Origin of the sequence: Actinoplanes sp. HUAS TT8, from assembly GCF_051380535.1 — a bacterium.
Classification (GTDB): domain Bacteria; phylum Actinomycetota; class Actinomycetes; order Mycobacteriales; family Micromonosporaceae; genus Actinoplanes.
Window position 1 is genome coordinate 2,222,682 of record NZ_CP195646.1, and the last position, 20,241, is coordinate 2,242,922.

General features: G+C 70.4%; 13 protein-coding genes. 9 read left to right on the forward strand and 4 right to left on the reverse strand.

What is annotated here, in order from left to right:
• Positions 1 to 20 precede the first annotated feature (20 nt).
• Positions 21 to 464 (forward strand): MarR family winged helix-turn-helix transcriptional regulator, encoded by a 444-nt coding sequence (locus ACSHV8_RS09710; protein WP_436531522.1) that lies wholly within the window; start codon positions 21 to 23, stop codon positions 462 to 464.
• On the opposite strand, the gene ACSHV8_RS09715 is transcribed toward ACSHV8_RS09710, so the two are convergent.
• Entirely contained in the window at positions 465 to 3,281 is a 2,817-nt protein-coding gene (locus ACSHV8_RS09715; RefSeq protein WP_436531524.1) for a BTAD domain-containing putative transcriptional regulator, read from the reverse strand.
• A gap of 78 nt (positions 3,282 to 3,359) precedes the next feature.
• On the opposite strand from ACSHV8_RS09715, the gene ACSHV8_RS09720 reads away from it, so the two are divergent.
• The 3 genes from ACSHV8_RS09720 (at position 3,360) to ACSHV8_RS09730 (ending at position 7,304) form a co-directional block, all read left to right on the forward strand.
• Positions 3,360 to 4,880, forward strand: a complete 1,521-nt coding sequence (locus tag ACSHV8_RS09720) for an MFS transporter (RefSeq protein WP_436531525.1) — start codon at positions 3,360 to 3,362, stop codon at positions 4,878 to 4,880.
• 30 nt (positions 4,881 to 4,910) lie between these two features.
• Positions 4,911 to 5,645 (forward strand): SGNH/GDSL hydrolase family protein, encoded by a 735-nt coding sequence (locus tag ACSHV8_RS09725; RefSeq protein ID WP_436531527.1) that lies wholly within the window; start codon positions 4,911 to 4,913, stop codon positions 5,643 to 5,645.
• Positions 5,646 to 5,783: 138 nt separating this feature from the next.
• Positions 5,784 to 7,304 carry an alpha-N-arabinofuranosidase gene (locus ACSHV8_RS09730; RefSeq protein ID WP_436531529.1) on the forward strand — a complete coding sequence of 507 codons (1,521 nt, stop codon included), beginning with the start codon at positions 5,784 to 5,786 and terminating at the stop codon, positions 7,302 to 7,304.
• Here the strand turns inward: ACSHV8_RS09730 and ACSHV8_RS09735 are convergent.
• From ACSHV8_RS09735 to ACSHV8_RS09745, 3 genes are all read right to left on the reverse strand, one after another.
• Entirely contained in the window at positions 7,271 to 8,944 is a 1,674-nt protein-coding gene (locus tag ACSHV8_RS09735) for a glycoside hydrolase family 43 protein (protein ID WP_436531531.1), read from the reverse strand. The genes ACSHV8_RS09730 and ACSHV8_RS09735 overlap by 34 nt on opposite strands.
• Before the next feature lie 298 nt (positions 8,945 to 9,242).
• A complete protein-coding gene (locus ACSHV8_RS09740; RefSeq protein ID WP_436531533.1) occupies positions 9,243 to 10,538 on the reverse strand; it encodes a cellulose binding domain-containing protein in 1,296 nt (431 codons plus the stop codon).
• Positions 10,539 to 10,558: 20 nt separating this feature from the next.
• Entirely contained in the window at positions 10,559 to 11,917 is a 1,359-nt protein-coding gene (locus tag ACSHV8_RS09745) for an endo-1,4-beta-xylanase (RefSeq protein ID WP_436531535.1), read from the reverse strand.
• Positions 11,918 to 12,311: 394 nt separating this feature from the next.
• Between ACSHV8_RS09745 and ACSHV8_RS09750 the strand changes: the two genes are divergently transcribed.
• The 5 genes from ACSHV8_RS09750 (at position 12,312) to ACSHV8_RS09770 (ending at position 20,233) form a co-directional block, all read left to right on the forward strand.
• Complete coding sequence (locus tag ACSHV8_RS09750; protein WP_436531536.1) at positions 12,312 to 13,391, forward strand: RICIN domain-containing protein; 1,080 nt, start codon at positions 12,312 to 12,314, stop codon at positions 13,389 to 13,391.
• Positions 13,391 to 15,013, forward strand: a complete 1,623-nt coding sequence (locus ACSHV8_RS09755) for a glycoside hydrolase family 27 protein (RefSeq protein ID WP_436531537.1) — start codon at positions 13,391 to 13,393, stop codon at positions 15,011 to 15,013. Before ACSHV8_RS09750 ends, ACSHV8_RS09755 begins: the two co-directional genes overlap by 1 nt.
• A complete protein-coding gene (locus ACSHV8_RS09760) occupies positions 15,013 to 16,389 on the forward strand; it encodes a glycoside hydrolase family 43 protein (protein WP_436531539.1) in 1,377 nt (458 codons plus the stop codon). Before ACSHV8_RS09755 ends, ACSHV8_RS09760 begins: the two co-directional genes overlap by 1 nt.
• A gap of 62 nt (positions 16,390 to 16,451) precedes the next feature.
• A complete protein-coding gene (locus tag ACSHV8_RS09765; RefSeq protein ID WP_436531541.1) occupies positions 16,452 to 17,960 on the forward strand; it encodes a sigma-70 family RNA polymerase sigma factor in 1,509 nt (502 codons plus the stop codon).
• A 221-nt stretch (positions 17,961 to 18,181) separates the two neighbouring features.
• Entirely contained in the window at positions 18,182 to 20,233 is a 2,052-nt protein-coding gene (locus ACSHV8_RS09770; protein ID WP_436531542.1) for a family 43 glycosylhydrolase, read from the forward strand.
• Positions 20,234 to 20,241 lie beyond the last annotated feature (8 nt).

Genomic DNA, 20,241 nt, shown 5'->3' on the forward strand with positions numbered 1-20,241 from the left:
CGGTATGTCAGAATCCTGACATGAGTCAAGACGGTGCCGGCATCGACCTGGAAAAGTCCCTGGGCTACCTGCTGAAGGAGGCATCGAGCGCCCTCCGCACGGCGATGGAGGAGGTGCTGCGCCCGCTGGGCATGAACGTGACCCGCTACTCCTGTCTGGAACTGCTGGCCCAGCGCCCCGGCCTGTCCAACTCCGACCTGGCCCGAGGTGCGTTCGTCACCCGCCAGTCGATGAACGTCCTGCTCCAGTCCCTGGAACGAGAGGGCTACGTCACCCGCCCGGCCGAGGCCCCCGTCGGCAAGGCCCTCCCGACGCAGCTCACCCCACGCGGCCGCCAGCTCCTCGACCAGGCCACGGTCGCGGTCCGCTCGGTCGAACTCCGAATGCTCACCGCCCTGACCGAAGCCCAGCAGCAGGACACGTTCCGCAACCTGCAGAGCATGATCCGTTCCCTGCGCGACTAGCTACGGGTTCGGCACTCCGAGGGCGTCCAGAGAAGCTCGGATGCGGGCGGTGCCCCGGTGGTGGCGGCTTTGGAGGATGGCCAGGGCGTCGCGGCGGGACCGTTCGAATCGGGGCCGGTCGCCGAGGGTGTGGTAGCAGTGGGCCAGGCCGGTGAGGGCGTCGGCCTGCATCTCCGGGACGTCGGAGGCCAGTTCCAGGGCCTGGCGGTAGGACGTGAGCGCGGCGTCGGTCGCGCCGAGGCGGCGGTGCATGTGGCCGAGGTCCAGGCGGGCGTTGGCGACGCCGTAGGTGTAGCCGATCAGCTGCAGGACGGCGAGGGACGCTTCGAGGTGGGCGATCGCCTTCTCGTGGCCGCCCGGCTGGTAGAAGGCGTGCCAGGCGAGGTGGGCCAGGGCGGTGGCCTCGCTGCCCGGACGGTCCTCGGGCAGCAGGCTCGGGAGCAGATCGAGCGCTTCGAGCACGTACGGGAAGGATTCTTCGGTGTTTTCTCTGGTGGGAAGGCCTCGGTTGGTCGCGGCGGCGGCGCCGAGCAGGCCCTGGCTGAGGCGGAACGTGTCGCCGGAGGCGCGGGACGAGGTGATGACCTGCTCGAACAGGACGCGGCTGTCGTCGTAGCGGTCGAGCCGGTAGTAGCAGCGGGCCAGGGCGTAGCCGAGGTAGGCGATCCAGCGCTGGTTGCCGGCCTTCTCGGCCATGGCCAGGGCGCGTTGCAGCAGGGTGCGGGTGTCGTCGAGGCGGCGCCGCAGATCCTGCAGGTAGTGGGCGAGCGCCCAGTTGAGTTGCCAGCAGTAGGGGCCGTCGTTGCGGTGTTCGGCCAGGGTGATGGCGGCGACCAGGTTCGGGTATTCGGCGTCGAACCAGGTCAGGGCCTCGTCCGCGGTGGCCGGGACTTCCGGGGTGACTCCGGGGGCGGGTGCTGCGGCGGTTTCGATCGGGTTCCGGAACGGATGCAGCACGGCGGTGGCGGCCAGCGCCGAGTGCAGGTAGTGGTCGAGGCCGCGGCGCACGACGAGGTCCCGCTCGGCGGGGGTGTCGTGTTCGGCGGCGAGTTCCACCGCGTACGCGCGCAAAAGGTCGTGGAATTGGAATCGTCCGTGCTGATGTTCTCTGATCAAATGCGCTTCGACCAGGAGGTTCATTGCTGAGCGGACGGACGATCGGGACGTCCCGGTGAGGCCGGCCGCGGCCGCGATCGTGGCGTCGGGGCCCGGATTGAGGGCGAGCCGGCGGAACAGTGCCGCCGCGGTGTCCGGAAGATGCCGATAGGACCAGGAGATTACGGTACGGGGGTCACGGCTGACCCCGGGAGCGGCGAACCCGTCGAGTCCTTCGCTCTCGCGCAGCTCCCGCGCGATCGAGGCCAGCGTGAACGACGGGTTGGTGGCGACCCGGGCGGCGACGACGGCCAGGGCCAGCGGAAGCCCGTCGCACACCGTGATGATCGCCGTGGTCGCCTCCGGTTCGGCCGAGGTGCGTTCCGGCCCGATCCGCTGGGACAGGTAGCGGGCGGCGTCGGCCTGACCGAACGCGGTCAGGCCGATCGGATGGGCGTGATGGGTTGTGACCAGGTCGTTCAGCAGCACCCGGCTGGTCACCAGTACGGCGCAGCCGGCTGCCGCCGGGATCAGGTCGCGGACCTGGTCGGCGTCGCGGGCGTTGTCGAGGATGAGCAGCATCCGCCGCCCGGCCAGCATGCTGCGCAGCAGCGCGGCCCGATCAGGAACGGTCACCGGCAGCCCGTCGGCCGGGGCGCCGAGCGCGGTCAGGAAACCGTGCAGCGCCTCGGCGACCGGCAGCGGCTCGGCCGCCGGGGCGAAGCCGCCCAGGTCGACGTAGAGCTGGCCGTCCGGATAGTCGTCGCGGTGCTGGTGGGCCCAGCGGACGGCCAGCGCCGTCTTGCCGACCCCGCCCATCCCGGTGATCGCCGCGACCAGCACGGTCGACGCCGAGGCCCGAGCCAGCCCGGTCAGTTCGTCCAGTTCGCCGTCGCGGCCGGTGAACGCGGCCAGCTGCAGGGGGAGCTGGGCCGGTCGCAGCGCCGCGGGCGGGCCGAGTTCGGCGTCCAGCAGGTCCTCGCGCTGGTGCAGGACGGCCTGCTCCAAAGCGGTCAGTGTGGGCGCCGGGTCGAGGCCCAGTTCGTCGCGGATCGTCTCGCGGTGTGTGCGCAGCGCGGCCAGCGCGTCGGGTTCCCGGCCGGCCGCCCACAGGGTGATCGCGAGCAGCCGGCAGGCCTCGGTCCGCAGCGGCTCGTCGCGGACCAGCTGCTGGGCCTCGACCAGGGCGCCGGTGTCGCCCCGCATCCGCAGGGCGGCCTGGATCGCCTGCTCCCGGGCGAGGAGCCGCAGCTCGTCGAGGCGGGCCGCGTCGGCGATCGCCCAGGGCTCGTCGCGGAACTCGCCGTGGACGGGACCCCGCCACGACCGCAGCGCCTCGGTCAGCAGCGGCCGGGCCTGGTCGGCGGGCCGGCCGCGGGCCTCGGCCAGGATCCGTTCGAAACGCCAGGCGTCCACGGCGTCGTCCGGCAGGCACAGTGCGTAGGCGGCGGCCCGGCGGACCAGGACGCCGGACGGGCCGCGACTCGCCCGATCCGGTTCCAGGGCCCGTCGCAAATTTGACACGTAGGCCTGCAGTGACGCGATCGCCCGGGCCGGGGGTTTGCCCCGCCACAGCTCCTCGACGAGACGGTCGGTCGAGACCGCCTCACCCCGCGCGACGACCAGGATTCCCAGCAGGGCCCGCTGGCGGGGACGTCCCAGGTCAACCGGCCGGCCGTCGATGTCGGCCTCGATCGAGCCCAGCACTCGCACGTTCAGCATGACGGCGAAGCATAGGCAACGCCAAGTAATCGCCAAGTGGCCGACCACATCCTGGGCGCTCCCGAAAAAGGAGACCGGATGTCGAGGCCACAATGGACTCTCACCGTGGTATGTGCCGCGATCTTCATGCTCACGCTGGACGTGACGATCGTGTCGGTGGCGCTGGCCGGGATCCAGGACGAGCTCGACGCGTCGCTGTCGGCGTTGCAGTGGGTGGTCGACGGCTACACGCTGCCACTGGCCGGCGGGTTGCTCAGCGCGGCCGTCCTCGGTGACCGGATCGGCCGCCGCCGGATCTTCGTGGCCGGGCTGTCGGTCTTCACCGTGGCGTCGCTGGCCTGTGCCCTGGCCGGTACGGCGACGACGCTGATCGCCGCCCGCGCCGTGCAGGGGCTGGGGGCGGCGCTGCTCTTCGGCACCGCGTTGCCGCTGCTCGGGGCCGCCTACACCGAGACCGCCGAGCGGGCCCGGGCGGTCGGCCTGTTCGGGGCCAGCTACGCGGCGGCGACCGCGGCCGGGCCGCTGATCGGCGGGGTTCTGGTCGACGGGCCCGGCTGGCGGTGGATCTTCCTGATCAACGTGCCGCTCGGCCTGCTCGCGCTGCTCGGCTGCCTGCGGCTGCGGGAGTCGCGCCCGGAGCGGGCGCCGCGCAACGACTGGGCCGGGGCCGCCCTGCTCAGCGGGGCCCTGCTGGTGCTGCTGCTGGCGCTGATCCGGGGCAACGACGACGGATGGGGGAGTCCGCGCATCCTGGGCCTGTTCGCGGGCGGGGCCATGCTGCTGGCCGCGTTCGTCGGCTGGGAGCGCCGGGTCACCGATCCGATGCTGTCGCTGCGGCTGTTCCTGCGGCCGGCGTTCGCCGGGGTCGCGCTGCAGTCGTTCGCGACCGCGGCCACGCTCGTCGCGGCCACCTACTACCTGGCGTTGCACCTGCAGAACGTGGCCGGCTACTCGCCGCTGGGCACCGGGCTGCGGGTCCTGCCGCTGACCGCGACGGCACTGGTGGCGGCCCCGATCACGGCGGCCCTGCTGCGCCGGACCGGCACCACGCCGCCGCTGATCGCCGGTCTGCTGCTGGCCGGGGCCGGGCTGCTGTGCATGGCGCTGATCGACACCTCGGGCTCGCTGACCGTGCTGGCGCCCGGCTTCGTCCTGGCCGGCGCCGGCCTCGGGGCGGGTGCGGCGGCGACCGCGTCGGCCGGGCTGGCCGCGGTCGAGCCGGCCGACGCCGGGATGGCCACCGGGACGGTCAACACGATGCGGCAGATCGGGACGTCGGCCGGGGTGGCCGCGCTCGGCGCGCTGATGCAGTCGCAGGCCCGGCACAACGCCACGCCCTCGCTCGACGGCCTCGGACCGGGCGTGCCCCGGGAGCGGCTGCTCGACGAGATCGGCGCCGGGCTCGGCCGGCACGCCGGGCAGTACCTGCCGGCCGGCGTGCGCGAGACGGTCGCGTCGATCGCGACGTCGGCCACCGGCGACGCGGTCGGGACGGTCTTCCTGACCGCGGGCGCGGCCGCCCTGGCCGCCGCCGTGATCTGCGGGGTGCTGCTGACCCGGCGCACCCGGCGCCCGATGGCCTCGACCCTTTCCCAGTAGATGTCCCGGCAATACCGATTGGCGAATGTCATGAGTGCACTGTTTCTACCGGTCGTCGCCGTCCAGGCGATGTGGATGCGCCACCGGAAGGTGACGATCCCGGCGGCCGCCGGCCCCTCCTCGGGCGTGCTGCACGCCGGCGCGGAGACCCTGCGGATCGCCGTGGTCGGCGACTCCATCGCCGCCGGGTACGGCGTCGAGAGCCACGACCAGGGCTTCAGCGGGTCGCTGGCCCGGGAGCTGAGCGAGCGTACGGGCCGGACGGTCGCGTGGTCGGCCGTCGGGCAGTACGGCGCGACGGTGCGGCGGGTCCGCCACCGGCTGCTCCGGCGGCTCACCGGCCCGTACGACGTCGTGCTGGTCGTCGCCGGGGCCAACGACGTGCTGGGCGGACGGCAGCCGCACGAGTGGGCCGAGGACCTGACCGCCGTCGTCGAGGCGTTGAGCCGGGAGGCGACACGGGTGATGGTGGCCGGGATCCCGCCGTTCGCGCAGTTGCCGTGCATGCCCCGGATCCTGGGCCGGCACCTGGCGCGACGGGCGGAGGCCCTGGACCGGGCGTCACGGGAGGTCTGCGCGTCGTTCCCGGCCGCGGCCTGGGTGGACGGGGAGGTGCTGCTGCCGTACCGGTCGGAGTACTTCGCGCCGGACGGCTTCCACCCGTCGGCGCTCGGCTGCCGCCGGTGGTCGGCGGCGGTGGCCGAGGACCTCCCGACGCCGAGCATCGACGCCCTCGCCCCCCGGTCGGTGACCGCAACTTCCTGACGTACATCCGGAAGTTCCGAATGTTTTTCCGGCCTGGCGCAGCGAGCCTTGATGCACTAGGAAGATCACAACGGTATTGGTGGTGTGCGTAGGCAAACCCCGAAACTATCGGAACCGGGTTCCCAGGAAAGGCGCAGGATGACCCTCGAAGCCGTCATCAACGTGGACCTCGACGGTCCGCGGATCAACCGCCACGTGTACGGCCATTTCGCCGAACACCTGGGCCGGTGCATCTACGGCGGCTTCTACGTCGGGGAGGATTCCGGCGTCCCGAACCGGGCCGGCATCCGCCTCGACGTCGTCGAGGCGCTGCGGGACCTGGACATTCCGAACCTGCGCTGGCCGGGCGGCTGCTTCGCCGACGAGTACCACTGGCGCGACGGCATCGGGCCGCGGGACGAGCGGCCGGTCATGATCAACACGCACTGGGGCAACGTCGAGGAGAACAACCACTTCGGCACCCACGAGTTCATGACCCTGTGCGAACTGCTCGGCGCCGAGCCGTACATCAGCGGCAACGTCGGCTCCGGCACCGTGCGTGAGATGAGCGAGTGGGTGGAGTACCTGACCCGCGACGGTGACTCGCCGATGGCCCGGCTGCGCAAGGCCAACGGGCGCGACCAGCCGTGGCCGGTGCGGTTCTGGGGTCTGGGCAACGAGGCGTGGGGCTGCGGCGGGAACATGACCGCCGAGCACTACGCGCAGGAGGCCCGGCGGTACGGCACCTACTGCCGCGACTACGGCGACAACAAGCTGTACAAGATCGCGGCCGGGGCCAACTCGGACGACTACGCCTGGACCGAGACGCTGATGAAGCAGGTCGGGCACCTGGGTTGTCAGCACATCCGCAGCACCGGCTACCACGCGCTGTCCGTGCACTACTACACGATCACCGGCCCGACCTGGGAGGAGAAGGGCTCGGCGACCGTCTTCGACACCGGCGAGTACTACACGACCATGGCGGCCGCCGCCCGGATCGAGGAGATCCTGGCCGGGCACGCGGCGGTCATGGACTGCTACGACCCGACCAGGAGCGTCGGCCTGGTCCTGGACGAGTGGGGCACCTGGTTCGACGTGGCCCGCGGCACCAACCCGGGCTTTCTGTACCAGCAGAACACGCTGCGGGACGCGCTGGTGGCGAGCGTGCACTTCGACGTCTTCCACCGGCATGCCGACCGGCTCGTGATGGCCAACATCGCGCAGACCGTGAACGTGCTGCAGGCCATGATCCTCACCGACCCGGACACGAAGGCCATGGTCCTCACGCCCACCTACCACGTCTTCCGGATGAACCGGGGACACCAGGACGCGACGTCGCTGCGGGTGGATTTCCGGACGCCGCTGCCGTCCCGGCCGGTCGGTGACGCGACGCTGACCACGATCTCGGTGTCGGCCAGCCGCAAGGACGGCCGGCTGCTGGTCTCGCTGTCCAACCTCGACGCCTCGGCCCCCGCCGACGTCGAGATCGACCTGCGGGGCGGCGCCGTGGACGAGGTGGAGGCGCTGATCCTGACCTCCGAGGCGATCCAGGACCACAACACGCCGCAGGCGCCGTCAGTGGTGGCGCCGCGCCCCTACGACGGCGTGTCGGTGACCGGCGGCCGGCTGCGGGTGCGGCTTCCGGCTCACTCGTTCGTGACGGTGAGCGGTTCGCTGTAGACGGCCCGGTCGAAGTCGGCGTAACCGCCCTCGGCGCCCAGGTCCTGGACCCAGAGGCCGAGGAACGCCCCGGTGAAGCCCCACGCCTCGGGCTCGCCGGGGACGATCGTCGCCGCGTACTCGTCCGACAGGGTGGTGGCGTCGAAGGTCCGGCCGAGCTCGTGCCAGACGGCGTCGCCGTCCGGGCCGGTGGTGTACGCGAACGTCAGCTCCGGGCCGTCGAGGCGGGCCCGCAGACCCAGCCGGCGCACGTCACCGAGCATGATGCGCAGCTCCGGCGCGGCCGTGACCCGGGCGCTGTCGCAGCACAGCACGTCGAGAACCGCGGCGCCGTCGTCGTCGGCGGTCACGTGCAGGTAGTACCAGTTGCGGGTGTTGTAGTACGCGGTGATGCCGGCCAGGTCCCGATAGGTACGCGGCTCGAACTCGAGCGTCGCCTCGAAGACACACCGCTGAGCCGTCACCCGGCGGGCCACCAGGCTCGGCCGGTGCCGGGCCATCGGCGACTGCCCGCCGTGCAGGCGCAGGTGTGAGGGGCGGCTGGTCAGATCGACCCAGTCCGGTGTGGCCGGGCGGCGCAGCGTCGACCAGTCCGGGCCCAGCACCGGGGCGTCGAAGTGGTCGTCACCGCTCGGCGCGGGCGCGGTCGGCCGGGGTGCGGCCGGGACCGGGACGTGCTCGGCCGGCACGCCGTCGCGGATGCGGGGCCACTCGCCGGCCGGCCACTCCACCAGCTGCAGGGCCGTCTCGCGGCCGAGGACACAGCGGCCGCTCGGCGCGTACGGCCGGGCGACCAGATGGGCCAGGTACCACTCGCCGGACGGGGTCTGCACGAGACTGCCGTGACCGGCCTTCTGCAGGGCCAGCTCCGGGTGCCCGGACGAGGTGAGCAGCGGACCGGCCGGGTCGGCCTCGTAGCGCCCGAGCAGCTGACGGGACCGAGCGACGGTGACCTGATGGGTGAAGGTCGTGCCACCCTCGGCGGTGACCAGGTAGTACCAGCCGTCCTTGCGGTAGATGTTGGGCGCCTCGGTCAGGCCGGCCTCGGTGCCCTCGAAGATGACGTGCTCCGGGCCGACCAGGCGGTGCTGCCCGCAGTCGTACCTCTGCAGGGAGATGCCGGCGAAACGGTCGCGGCCGGGACGCCAGTCGGCGCGCATCGACAGCATCCAGGTCGTGCCGTCCTCGTCGTGGAACAGCGAGGCGTCGAAACCGCGGCCGTGCAGAACCACCGGATCCGACCACGGGCCGGTGATCTCCGGCGCGGTGACCAGGTAGTTCTGCGGATCCCAGTAACCCCCGGCGAACGTGGCCACGTCCGTGTAGAGCAGGTGGAACAGGCCGTTCGCGTACGTGAGGTTGGGCGCCCAGACGCCGCACGAATCGGCCGTCCCGGTGAGGTCGAGCAGCCGCCGCTCGGTCAGCGCGCCGCCGAGCGGCCGCCAGGTGAGCAGGTCGGTCGAGTGGTGCAGGCGCACACCCGGATACCACTCGAAGGTCGAGGTGGCGATGTAGTAGTCGGTGCCGACCCGCAGGATCGACGGATCCGGATGGAACCCGGGCAGCACCGGGTTGCGGATCAGGCGGGCGCCGGACTCGTGGTCGCCGGTGGCGGAGGCGGCGGTCTTGGCGATCGTCATGCGTTACCTCCGCGGGCGGCCGTCATTTCGAGATCGTGGCCCGGAAGGTGTGAGCCTGTCAACAACTATCGGAAATGTTACGGAAATATCGAGTCGATCTTTCAGCGTCCAGCGACGATAGAAGCGCAGGAAGAGGCCACTATTCGGCGTTTCTGGTGGCAGCGGCGGACGTTTAGCGGTCGATGCCGAATCGGCCCATCTCGCTGATTTCCGAAACTTTCGAAGCTCGAAGCCGGAACTTTTGTCCGGCTCGGGCCGTGATGAGGGGTGCGCCGCGGTGTGCGGCGCACCCCTCGGATCAGGCGACGGCGCAGGTGAGCGTCGGCACGGTGGCCGGGTTGCCGGTCGCCAGCAGCCCGAACGTGGTGCCGGCGCCGGGTGCGACCGACCCGTTCCAGGCCGTGTTGGTCACCGTGGCACTGCCGCCGCCGGTGGTCAGCGACCCGTTCCAGACCTGGCTGATCGCCTGACCGCTGGGCACGGTCCAGCTCACCCGCCACCCGGTGATGCCGGCCGCGCCGGTGTTGCTGACGGTCACCTCGGCCTGGAAGCCGCCCGGCCAGCTGTTGACCACCCGGTAGGCCGTGGTGCAACCGTTCGGCGAGCCGCTGGGGCCGGTGGACGGTGATGTCGACGGGGTCGGGGACGACGACGTGCTGGGGGAGGGGGAGGAGGTCGTGGTGCTGGGCAGCTGGGAGAAGAACTTCCAGATCTCGCCGCCAGTCCAGGTGCGAGCCCCGTCGGTGCTCGTCGACCCGTCGACCGGCTCCGGGGTGTGATCCCCGTCGAAGGCGGCCCACCGCACCGGATATCCCGTCCGGCAGCCGCTGTACGAGGTCACGACGTGGGTGAGGCTGCCCCGCGCCGGCTCCGGCGGGTTCTGGCCGGTGCACCCGTTGTTGCGCACGAACGTGTCCCGCAGCGAACGGCCGAGCGAGATGTCCAGCACGCTGTCGTGGGTGCCGTGGATGCCCAGGTAGGCCACCGGCTGGGTACCCCCGGAGCAGCCGCTGAGGTTCGCCCCGGACAGCACCGCGACCGCCCGGAACACAGCCGGTCGGGCGCAGGCGACGGCGTAGCTCATCGCGCCGCCGTAACTCCAGCCGAGGGCGAACACCTGCGAGGTGTCGACGCACAGATCGCCCTCGATCAGGGCGGTCAGGTCGTCGACCAGGGTCAGGTCCCGGCCACCGGTGTTGGCCCAGCCGTTGTCGATGCCCTGCGGCGCGACCAGGATCGCGCCGTTGTCGGACAGCCGCTGCTGCCCGTAGTAGGCCCAGGTGGATCCGGCCGAGCCGCCGGTCGCGACGTCGTTCGCGGTCCCGTTGAGCCAATGGAAGGCGAACATCAGCTTGTACGGCCGATTCCGGTCGTAGCCGTCCGGAACGCGCAGGATGTAGCTCCGGTTCTGGCTGCCGCTGCGGATCGACCGCGTGCCGCTGGCCAGCGTCGGAGTCCTGCCGCATCCGGCCGTCGCCGCGGCGACCGCCGGAGCGGCCGACGCGGTGCCGCCGAGTACGCCGGTGAGCATCGCAGCGGTCACGGCCAGCGTGGCCAGGACCGCGGTCAGCGGCGCGAGGAGTCGTCGGGACATCAGGGTCTCCCTTCCCGGTGTCAGCCGGCCGAGCAGGTCGGGGTGGCGGTCGGCCCGGTGCCGGTGCCCTGGAAGCCGAACTCGGTCGAGGCGCCGGCCGCGAGCTGCCCGTTGTAGGAGACGTTGCCGAAGCTCACCGTGCCGGTGGTGCCGCTGTTGCCGGCGCTCCACGTGCTGGTCACGGCGCTCCCGGACGGCAGGGTGAGGCCGACGGTCCAGCCGTTGACGCCGGAGGAGCCGGCGGTGACCCGGACGGTCGCGACGAAGCCGCCGTTCCACGAGTTGAGCGACACGGTGGCGCTGCAGGCGCCGGACGGCACCGGCGGCGTACTGGTGCTGGGCGACGGGGACGACGGCGACGGCGAGGAGGTGCTGCCACCGGCGTTGAGGGCGTTCAGGACCGAGGTGTAGGCGGCCTTCTTGTTGCCCGAGTTGTCGAACAGCAGCGGGTTCTCGCCGGTGCGCCACGAGTCGCTGTCCCGGATGCCCCAGACCGTGATGCCGGTGCACCGCGACACCGCCATGCAAGCCCGGGTCACGCTCGCGTAGATGTTGGCCTGGTTGCCGCCCTGCGCCACGTCGAGCTCGGTGATCTGCACGTCGACGCCGAGGTCGGCGAAGCGCTGCAGGTTGGACTGGTAGTCGCCGGGAAGGCCGGTGCCCAGGTGGGACTGGAAGCCGACGCAGTCGATCGGCACGCCGCGGGACTTGAAGTCGCGGACCATGTTGTAGACGCCGGTCGACTTCGCGTTGACGCCGTCGGTGTTGTAGTCGTTGTAGCAGAGCTTGGCGTTCGGGTCGGCGGCGCGCGCGGCCCGGAACGCGGCCTCGATCCAGTCGTTGCCGGTGCGCTGCAGGTTGGAGTCACGCCGGCCGCCGCCACCACCGTCGGCGAAGGCCTCGTTGACCACGTCCCAGGCGTAGATCTTGCCCTTGTAGTGGGTGGCGACCTGGGTGACGTGGTTCATCATCGCGCTGCGCAGCGCGGTGCCGGACATCGACTGCGCCCAGCCCGGTTCCTGCTGGTACCAGAGGAGGGCGTGGCCGCGGACCTTGGCGCCCATGGAGATGCCCTGGTTGAGGATGCGGTCGCCGTTGGTGTAGGTGAACCGCCCCTGGGACGGCTCGGTGGCGTCCCATTTCATCTCGTTCTCCGGAGTGACCGAGTTGAACTCGCGGTTCAGGATTCCGGTGTAGGTGGCGTCGCCGAGCTTGCCGGCGGCGATCGCCGCGCCGAAGTAGCGCCCGGACTGTGCGGCCGAGGCGCCGAGCGTACTGGCGGCCTCGGCGGTGCCCATCACACTGACACCGGCCGTGACGACCACGCCCGCGGTGGCCACGGCGAGCAGCAGGGAGCGGCTTCTCTTGAACAATTCCATGTGGGGGAAACCTTTCGGGGGCAAGGCACTTTGGGAGCGTTCCCAAAGATAGTGGCCAATGTTGCCAGCGCATTTCCCGAGAAGGCAAGACACGACCATTGAGCCTGGGTCGGCATAACGGTTTCCGGGCGTCGATTCGGCGGCATGAGAAAAAATCTTCGGCCGGAAGTGTTATGCCGACGGATTCGGAGAAGTCGCCCACCGGTTCCGGTCGGCCGTCGGCAAATGAGCCCTTGAATGTCTCGAAACATCCTGGCAACCTTCGAAGTCCAGCTGTTAGCGCTCCCATCCCCAGACCGTTTTGATCCTGCACCTCTTTGCACCAGGTGTCGGACGTGTGTGAGCGATAACAGAACCCCCCGGTTTGCCAGAAGTGTCAGGGAGGCGCATCGCCATGCCCAGAAGAAGACGGTGGTTGCTCGCGGCCGTTCTCGCCGCCGCCGGTGTCCTGATCCAGCCCGGTGCGGCCGGCGCCGAATCCAACGGCGGAACCCGGGTCATGCCGCTCGGTGATTCGATCACCGAGGGGACGCAGGTACCCGGCGGTTACCGGATCGGCCTGTGGCAGCGCATGGCGGCCGCCGGTTACCGCGTGGACCTGGTCGGTTCACAGTTCAACGGGCCGGCCGCGCTCGGCGACCACGACCATGAGGGTCACCCCGGCTGGCGGATCGACCAGATCGACGCGAACATCAGCGGCTGGCTGCGCAACACCACCCCGCGCACGGTCCTGCTGCACATCGGCACCAACGACATCCTGCAGAACTACAACGTGGCCGGCGCCCCCGGGCGGCTCTCCGCCCTGCTGGATCACATCCAGGCGGCCACACCCTCGGCCGACGTCTTCGTGGCCACCCTCATCCCGCTGGCCAACTCCGGTCAGGAAGCCGCGGCCCGTACCTTCAACGCGGCCCTGCCGGGCATCGTCGCCGGTAAGGGTTCACGATTCCACCTCGTCGACATGCATGCCGCACTCACCACCGGGGACCTGATCGACGGTGTCCATCCCACCGCCGCCGGCTACGACAAGATGGCCGCCACCTGGTACACCGCGCTGCGGTCGGTTCCGGGAACGATCGGCGACCCGGCCACCGGCACCGGCACCGCGCTGGTCGGCGCCGCCTCGGGGCGTTGCCTGGACGTACCCGGCAGCAGCACCACCAACGGCACCCAGCCGATCATCTGGGACTGCAGCGGCGGCACCAACCAGCGGTGGGCGTACGACGGCCAGACCCTGCAGTCGATGGGCAAGTGTCTCGACTCGCCCACCGGAGCGGTCGCCGGCAGCAAGGCGCAGCTGTGGGACTGCAGCGGCGCGGCCAACCAGCGATGGACGTTCACGTCGGGCTCCACGATCCGCAACGCGCAATCCGGCCTGTGCCTGGACGTCACCGGCAACGCCACCGCCAACGGCACCGCGGTGGTGCTCTGGACCTGCACCGGTGCCTCCAACCAGCTCTGGACGAGGCGATGATGAAGAAGATCAGGACCATGCTGGCCGCGGGCCTGCTGTTGCTCGGCAGCGCCGTGGCCGCCCTGCCCGGCTCGGCTGCCCAGGCGCTCGAGAACGGCGTGGCCCGGACCCCGCCGATGGGCTGGAACAGCTGGAACACCTTCGGCTGCAACATCAGTGAGAGCCTGATCCGCGGCATGGCCGACGCCATGGTCAGCAGCGGTATGCGCGACCTCGGCTACCAGTACGTCGTCGTCGACGACTGCTGGTTCAACCCGAACCGGGACTCCTCGGGCAACCTGCAGGGCGATCCGACCCGATTCCCCAGCGGGATGAAGGCGCTCGGCGACTACCTGCACGGCAAGGGCCTCAAGTTCGGCATCTACCAGGGGCCGCTGGACAAGACCTGCGCGCAGTACTTCAACAGCTATCCGGGCGCCACCGGCAGCCTGGGCCACGAGGCGCAGGACGCCCGGCAGTTCGCCGCCTGGGGCGTCGACTATCTCAAGTACGACTGGTGCTCACCCAACGGCACGATCAACGACCAGGTCACCACGTTCGCCAAGATGCGCGACGCGCTGGCCGCGACCGGCCGCCCGATCCTGTACAGCATCAACTCGAACAGCGTGCACGCCAAGACCGGGCCGCAGCGCGACTGGGGCGACGTCGCCAACATCTGGCGGACCACCGAGGACATCCAGGACGTGTGGGACACCGGGCAGACCAACGGCTACCCGATGGGCGTGAAGAACATCGTCGACGTCACCGTGCCCTTGGCGGGTTACGCCCGGCCCGGTGCCTTCAACGACCCGGACATGATGGAGGTCGGCCGCGGCGGCCTGACCGACACCGAGCAGCGCAGTCATTTCGCGCTCTGGGCGATGATGGCCTCGCCGCTGATCGCCGGCAACGACCTGCGCTCGATGAGCACGGCCACCCAGACCATTCTGAAGAACCCCCGGCTCATCGCGATCAACCAGGACACCCTCGGCCTTCAGGCCAACCAGATCTCGTACGACGGCACGCGCCGGGTGCTGGCCAAGAAGCTCGCCGGCGGTGACGTCGCGGTCGCCCTGTTCAACCAGGGTGGTTCGGCCACCACGGTGTCGACCAGCGCCGCGGCGATCGGCAAGTCCGGCGGCTCCTTCACCCTGCAGGACGCCTGGAGCGGCGCCACCACGACCACCACCGGCGGCATCAGCGCCAGTGTTCCGGCCCACGGCACGGTGGTCTACCGGGTCAGCGGCGGCACCACGACGACGCCGGCCACCACCACGATCGTCAGCGCTCCCTCGGGACGCTGCCTGGACGTGCCGAACAGCAGCACCGCCAACGGCACCCAGCCGGTCATCTGGGACTGCAACGGCGGCACGAACCAGCGCTGGACCGTCACCGGTGGCACCGTCCAGGCGCTCGGCAAGTGCCTGGACGCGCCGGTGGGAGCCGCCGCCGGCGCCAAGGTCCAGCTCTGGGACTGCAACGGCCAGACCAACCAGCAGTGGACCCTGCAGTCCGACGGCACCGTCCGGGGCACCGCCTCCGGGCTCTGCCTGGACGTCGACCACAACCTCACCGCCAACGGCACGCTCGTCCTGCTCTGGACCTGCACTGCCGCCACCAACCAGCGATGGAGCCGAATCTGATGTTCAGAAGATCGTTCGCCGGCCTGCTCTGTGCGCTGGCCCTGGTGGCGCTGAGCGCCGTCACCCCGTCGGCCGCGCACGCGGACAACCCGATCGTGCAGACCGTCTACACCGCGGACCCGGCGCCGCTGGTGTACAACGGCCGCGTCTACCTCTACACCGGGCACGACGAGGACAACTCGACCTGGTTCACGATGAAGGAGTGGCGGGTCTACTCGTCGTCCGACATGGTCAACTGGACCGATCACGGATCGCCGATGAGCCTGACCACGTTCAGCTGGGCCAAGAGTGACGCGTGGGCCGGGCAGGTCGTGGCCCGCAACGGCAAGTTCTACTGGTACGTGCCGGTGACCAACCGCGCGACCGGCCGGATGGCCATCGGCGTCGGCGTGGCCACCAGCCCGACCGGCCCGTTCACCGACGCGCTGGGGCATCCGCTGGCCGAGAACGGTGAGATCGACCCGACCGTGTTCATCGACGACAACGGGCAGGCCTACCTCTACTGGGGCAACCCCAACCTCTGGTACGTGCGGCTGAACACCGACATGATCAGCTACAGCGGCAGCGTGACCCAGATCCCGCTCACCACCTCCGGGTTCGGCACCCGCACCGGTGATGCGAGCCGGCCCACCCTCTACGAGGAGGGCCCCTGGGTCTACAAGCGCAACGGGCTCTACTACAACGTGTTCGCGGCCAAGTGCTGCTCGGAGTTCATCGGTTACTCCACCGCGACCGGGCCGACCGGGCCGTGGACCTACCGCGGAACGGTCATGCCGACGCAGGGCAGCAGTTTCACCAACCACCCGGGCGTCATCGACTTCAACGGCGGATCGTACTTCTTCTACCACAACGGCGCACTGCCCGGCGGCGGCGGATTCACCCGCTCGGTCGCGGTGGAGAAGTTCACCTACAACTCGGACGGCACCATCCCGACGATCACCATGACGACCGGGGGAGCGCCGCAGAGCGGGACGCTCAACCCGTACGTCCGGCAGGAGGCCGAGACCATCGCCTGGAGCTCCGGGGTCGAGACCGAACGGGCCGCTGACGGTGGCATGAACGTCGGTTACCTCGACAACGGCGACTACATCAAGGTCAAAGGCGTCGCTTTCGGTACGGGCGCAACCTCGTTCTCGGCCCGGGTCGCCTCCGCGGCCTCCGGCGGCCGTATCGAGCTTCGGCTGGGCAGCCCCACCGGCACGCTCGCCGGGACGTGCACGGTCCCGGCCACCGGCGGCTGGCAGACCTGGACCACGGTCAGCTGCCCGGTCAGTGGCGCCACCGGCACCCGGGACCTGTACCTGCGGTTCACCGGCGGCAGCGGCTATCTGTTCAACATCGACTGGTGGCAATTCGCCGGTACGTCGATGCGATAGGGCAGGATCGGCCATGGTGCACAGGAGACACACAGGTTTGCGGCGACGGTGACAGGAACGACATGGGAGTGACCCGGACGAGCGGATCCGGCCTGGTGCGAGCGGCCCAGGCCGGGGACCGTGCCGCGCTGGACGAGCTGGTCGCGGCCCACCTGCCGATGGTCTACACGATCGTGCGGCAGGCGCTCGACGGGCATCCCGACGTCGACGACGTCACGCAGGACGTGATGGTGCGGGCCCTGCGGCAGCTCGGGTCGCTGCGCTCGCCGGACAGCTTCCGGTCGTGGCTCGTGGCCATCGCGCTGCGGCAGGTCAGCACCCACCAGCACCGCGTCGCCCGGGACGCCGCCCGGGTGGCGCCGCTGGTCGACGCCACCGAGCTGCCGGACGCCGGGGCCCGCTTCGAGGGGGTCACCGACCTGCGGGTCGAGCTGTCGGCCCAGCGCCGCCAGGTGCAGCGGGCCGGGCGCTGGCTCGACCCGGACGACCGGGCGTTGCTGTCGCTGTGGTGGCTGGAGGTGGCCGGGCGGCTGTCGCGGGCGGAGCTCGCGGAGGCGCTCGGCATCACCGTCGTGCACGCCGGGGTCCGCGTCCAGCGGATGCGGGCCCAGCTCGAGGCCGGCCGGGCCATCGTGGCCGCGCTCGACGCCCGGCCGCGCTGCCCGGACCTGGACGCCGAGCTGACCGGCTGGCCCGGGACGCCGGCGCCGCGCTGGCGCAAACGCCTGGCCCGGCACGTGCGGACCTGCCCGGTGTGCGCCCGGGCGGCCGGTGACCGGGTGCCGACCGAGCGGTTGCTGCCCAGCCTGGCGCTGCTGCCGGTGCCGGTGGCCCTGACGGCGGCCGTCCTGAACAAGGGCGGCGGGGCGGCGCTGGCCGGTGCCGCGGGCAAGGCCGGCCTGTTCGGGGCGCTGGCGGCGCATCCGGTGGTGGCCGTGGTCACCGCGGGAACCCTGATCGTGGGCGCCGCGGCCGGGGCGGTCGCGGTGACCGGACCGTCGGTGCCCCGGCCGGCGACGGTCGCGGAAACCCCGCAGCCGAGGTCGATCGCGGCCCCGACAGCGGCCCGGTCGAGCGCGGCCACGGCTACGCCCACCGCTCGCGGGTCGGCCTCGGCCGGGGAGACCGGCGTTCTGCGGGCCGGACCGGTGTCGCTGGAGGCGGCCGACGCCACCGGCCGCTACGTCACCGCGGCCGGCGGCTACGGCGTACTGACCGCGGTCACCGCCGGCAACACCGTGACCGCCCGGCGGCAGGCCAGCTTCCAGGCGGTGGCCGGGCTCAACGATCCGGAGTGCTTCTCGTTCCGCGCGTCCGACGGCGGCTACCTGCGGCACTCGTCGTGGCGGCTGCGGCTCAACCCCTACGACGGTTCCAAGCTGTTCCGGGGGGATGCGACCTTCTGTCCGAAACCCGGTCGGATCGCCGGCTCGTTCATGCTGGAATCGTCCAACTATCCCGGCTGGTTCCTGCGGCACCGCGGCGACGAGTTGTGGGTCGATCAGATCGACGGATCGGCGGCATTCCTGGCCGACGGTTCGTTCCTGGCCCGCCCGGCCTTCGCCGGCTGAGCCGACCCCGGCGCCCGGCCACACATAACAAAAACGCGGGAGCGCTTTTTCCCGCGATATGACGGAGGAATTCTCCGCGATTTGTTATGCCCGCACGGCCGTGCTGGTCGGGCGGTTAAGGAATTGAAACGCATGAAACCGTCTGGCAATATCGCTGACGAATGTGAGCGTTCCCAATTTGGTGCCGGTGCAAAAAAATCACCCGATTCGAGGAGCTGACGATGAGGGCTTCCCCCGACATCCCCCGCCGGTCGCGGCGCCTGCTCGCCGCCGCCCTGACCGCCGTCCTGACCGTGGCGCTGACGGTCACCGCCACCACCCCGGCGTCGGCCGCGACGATCGACACCAGCGCGTCCTATGTCCTGGTCAACCGCAACAGCGGCAAGGCCCTGGACCTGTACAACCTGGCCACCAACGACGGCGCGCGGATCACCCAGTGGACCCGCAACGACCAGTCCCAGCAGCAGTGGCAGTTCGTCGACTCCGGTAGCGGCTACTACCGGCTGAAGTCGAAACTGTCCGGCAAGGTGCTCGACGTCTCCGGCGCCTCGACCGCCGACGGCGGCGCGGTCGTGCAGTGGACCGACAACAACGCCACCAACCAGCAGTTCAGCATCCAGGACGTCGACGGCTACATCCAGCTGATCAACCGCAACAGCGGCAAGGCGGTCGAGGTGCAGAACGCGGCGACCACCGACGGCGCCAACATCGTGCAGTACGGCGACTGGAACGGCGCCAACCAGCAGTGGCAGCTCGTGAAGACCGGCGGCTCCACGTCCACCGGCACCTTCACCAATCCGGTGGTGTGGCAGGACTTCGCCGACGGCGACATCATCCGGGTCGGCGACGCCTACTACTACTCGGCGTCGACCATGCACTATTCGCCCGGTGCGCCGATCCTGCGCTCCTACGACCTGGTCAACTGGGAATACGCCGGGCACTCGGTGCCGCGACTGGACTTCGACTCGAACGCCTACGACCTGAACGGCTCCCGGGCGTACGTCAAAGGCATCTGGGCCTCGGCCTTCAACTACCGGCCCAGTAACGGTACGTATTACTGGCTGGGCTGCACCGAATTCAACCGGACCTACGTCTACACCGCCTCCGCGGTCGACGGGACCTGGTCGAAGAAGGCCCGGATCAACAACTGTTACTACGACGCCGGGCTGCTGTTCGACAACGACACCCCCTATGTCGCCTACGGCAATGGCACGATCAGCGTCGCCCAGTTGTCCTCCGACCTGACGTCGCAGGTGCGGTCCCAGGCCGTCTACACGACACCGTCGAGCATCGGCACGCTCGAAGGCTCCCGGATGTACAAGCGCGGCAACTACTACTACATCTGGGTGACCCGCCCGGCCAACGGCCAGTACGTGCTGCGGTCGACCAGCCCCTGGGGTCCGTACGAGCAGAGGCAGGTCCTTCTTGATCTTCCCGGGCCGATCTCCGGGGGCGGTGTGCCGCACCAGGGCGGGCTCGTGCAGACCCAGAACGGTGACTGGTGGTACATGGCGTTCACCGACGCCTACCCCGGCGGCCGGGTGCCGACCCTGGCCCCGATCACCTGGAGCAACGACTGGCCGGTTCTGACCACGGTCAACGGCCGGTGGGGCGCCTCCTATCCGAGGCCGAACATCACCACGTCGAGGACCGTGCAGTCGATGATCGGCGCCGACACGTTCACCGGCAGCACGCTGGGACCGCGCTGGGAGTGGAACCACAACCCGGACACCAGCAGGTTCAGTGTCGGCAACGGGCTGCGGCTGTCCACCGCGACGGTCACGAACGACCTCTACAACGCGCGGAACACGCTCACCCACCGGATCCAGGGGCCGACGTCGACCGCCACGATCGCGCTGGACTACTCACAGATGGTCAACGGTGACCGGTCCGGCCTGGCGATGCTGCGCGACTCGTCGGCCTGGATCGGCATCCGCAAGGACAACGGGGTCACCCGGGTGTCGATGACCAACGGGCTGACCATGAACTCCAGCTGGGCGACCACCGGCACCGGCAACGAGGCGGCCGGCGCGACCGTGAGCGGTGGCCGGATCTGGCTGCGGGCCAGCGCCGACATCCGGCCCGGCTCCGGCCGCACCGCGACGTTCTCGTACAGCACCGACGGCAGCACGTTCACCACGCTCGGCCCGGCCTTCACGCTCAACAACGCCTGGCAGTTCTTCATGGGCTACCGCTTCGGCATCTTCAACTACGCCACCCAGGCCCTGGGCGGCGCGGTAACGGTCAGCAAATTCGATCTCACCACCCCCTAGGGAGACCG

Excerpts from the sequence above, each read along its gene's own strand:
- ACSHV8_RS09710 (WP_436531522.1), top strand. The coding sequence starts at position 21 with ATGAGTCAAGACGGTGCCGGCATCGACCTGGAAAAGTCCCTGGGCTAC.
- ACSHV8_RS09715 (WP_436531524.1), bottom strand. The coding sequence starts at position 3,281 with ATGCTGAACGTGCGAGTGCTGGGCTCGATCGAGGCCGACATCGACGGC.
- ACSHV8_RS09720 (WP_436531525.1), top strand. The coding sequence starts at position 3,360 with ATGTCGAGGCCACAATGGACTCTCACCGTGGTATGTGCCGCGATCTTC.
- ACSHV8_RS09725 (WP_436531527.1), top strand. The coding sequence starts at position 4,911 with ATGAGTGCACTGTTTCTACCGGTCGTCGCCGTCCAGGCGATGTGGATG.
- ACSHV8_RS09730 (WP_436531529.1), top strand. The coding sequence starts at position 5,784 with ATGACCCTCGAAGCCGTCATCAACGTGGACCTCGACGGTCCGCGGATC.
- ACSHV8_RS09735 (WP_436531531.1), bottom strand. The coding sequence starts at position 8,944 with ATGACGATCGCCAAGACCGCCGCCTCCGCCACCGGCGACCACGAGTCC.
- ACSHV8_RS09740 (WP_436531533.1), bottom strand. The coding sequence starts at position 10,538 with ATGTCCCGACGACTCCTCGCGCCGCTGACCGCGGTCCTGGCCACGCTG.
- ACSHV8_RS09745 (WP_436531535.1), bottom strand. The coding sequence starts at position 11,917 with ATGGAATTGTTCAAGAGAAGCCGCTCCCTGCTGCTCGCCGTGGCCACC.
- ACSHV8_RS09750 (WP_436531536.1), top strand. The coding sequence starts at position 12,312 with ATGCCCAGAAGAAGACGGTGGTTGCTCGCGGCCGTTCTCGCCGCCGCC.
- ACSHV8_RS09755 (WP_436531537.1), top strand. The coding sequence starts at position 13,391 with ATGAAGAAGATCAGGACCATGCTGGCCGCGGGCCTGCTGTTGCTCGGC.
- ACSHV8_RS09760 (WP_436531539.1), top strand. The coding sequence starts at position 15,013 with ATGTTCAGAAGATCGTTCGCCGGCCTGCTCTGTGCGCTGGCCCTGGTG.
- ACSHV8_RS09765 (WP_436531541.1), top strand. The coding sequence starts at position 16,452 with ATGGGAGTGACCCGGACGAGCGGATCCGGCCTGGTGCGAGCGGCCCAG.
- ACSHV8_RS09770 (WP_436531542.1), top strand. The coding sequence starts at position 18,182 with ATGAGGGCTTCCCCCGACATCCCCCGCCGGTCGCGGCGCCTGCTCGCC.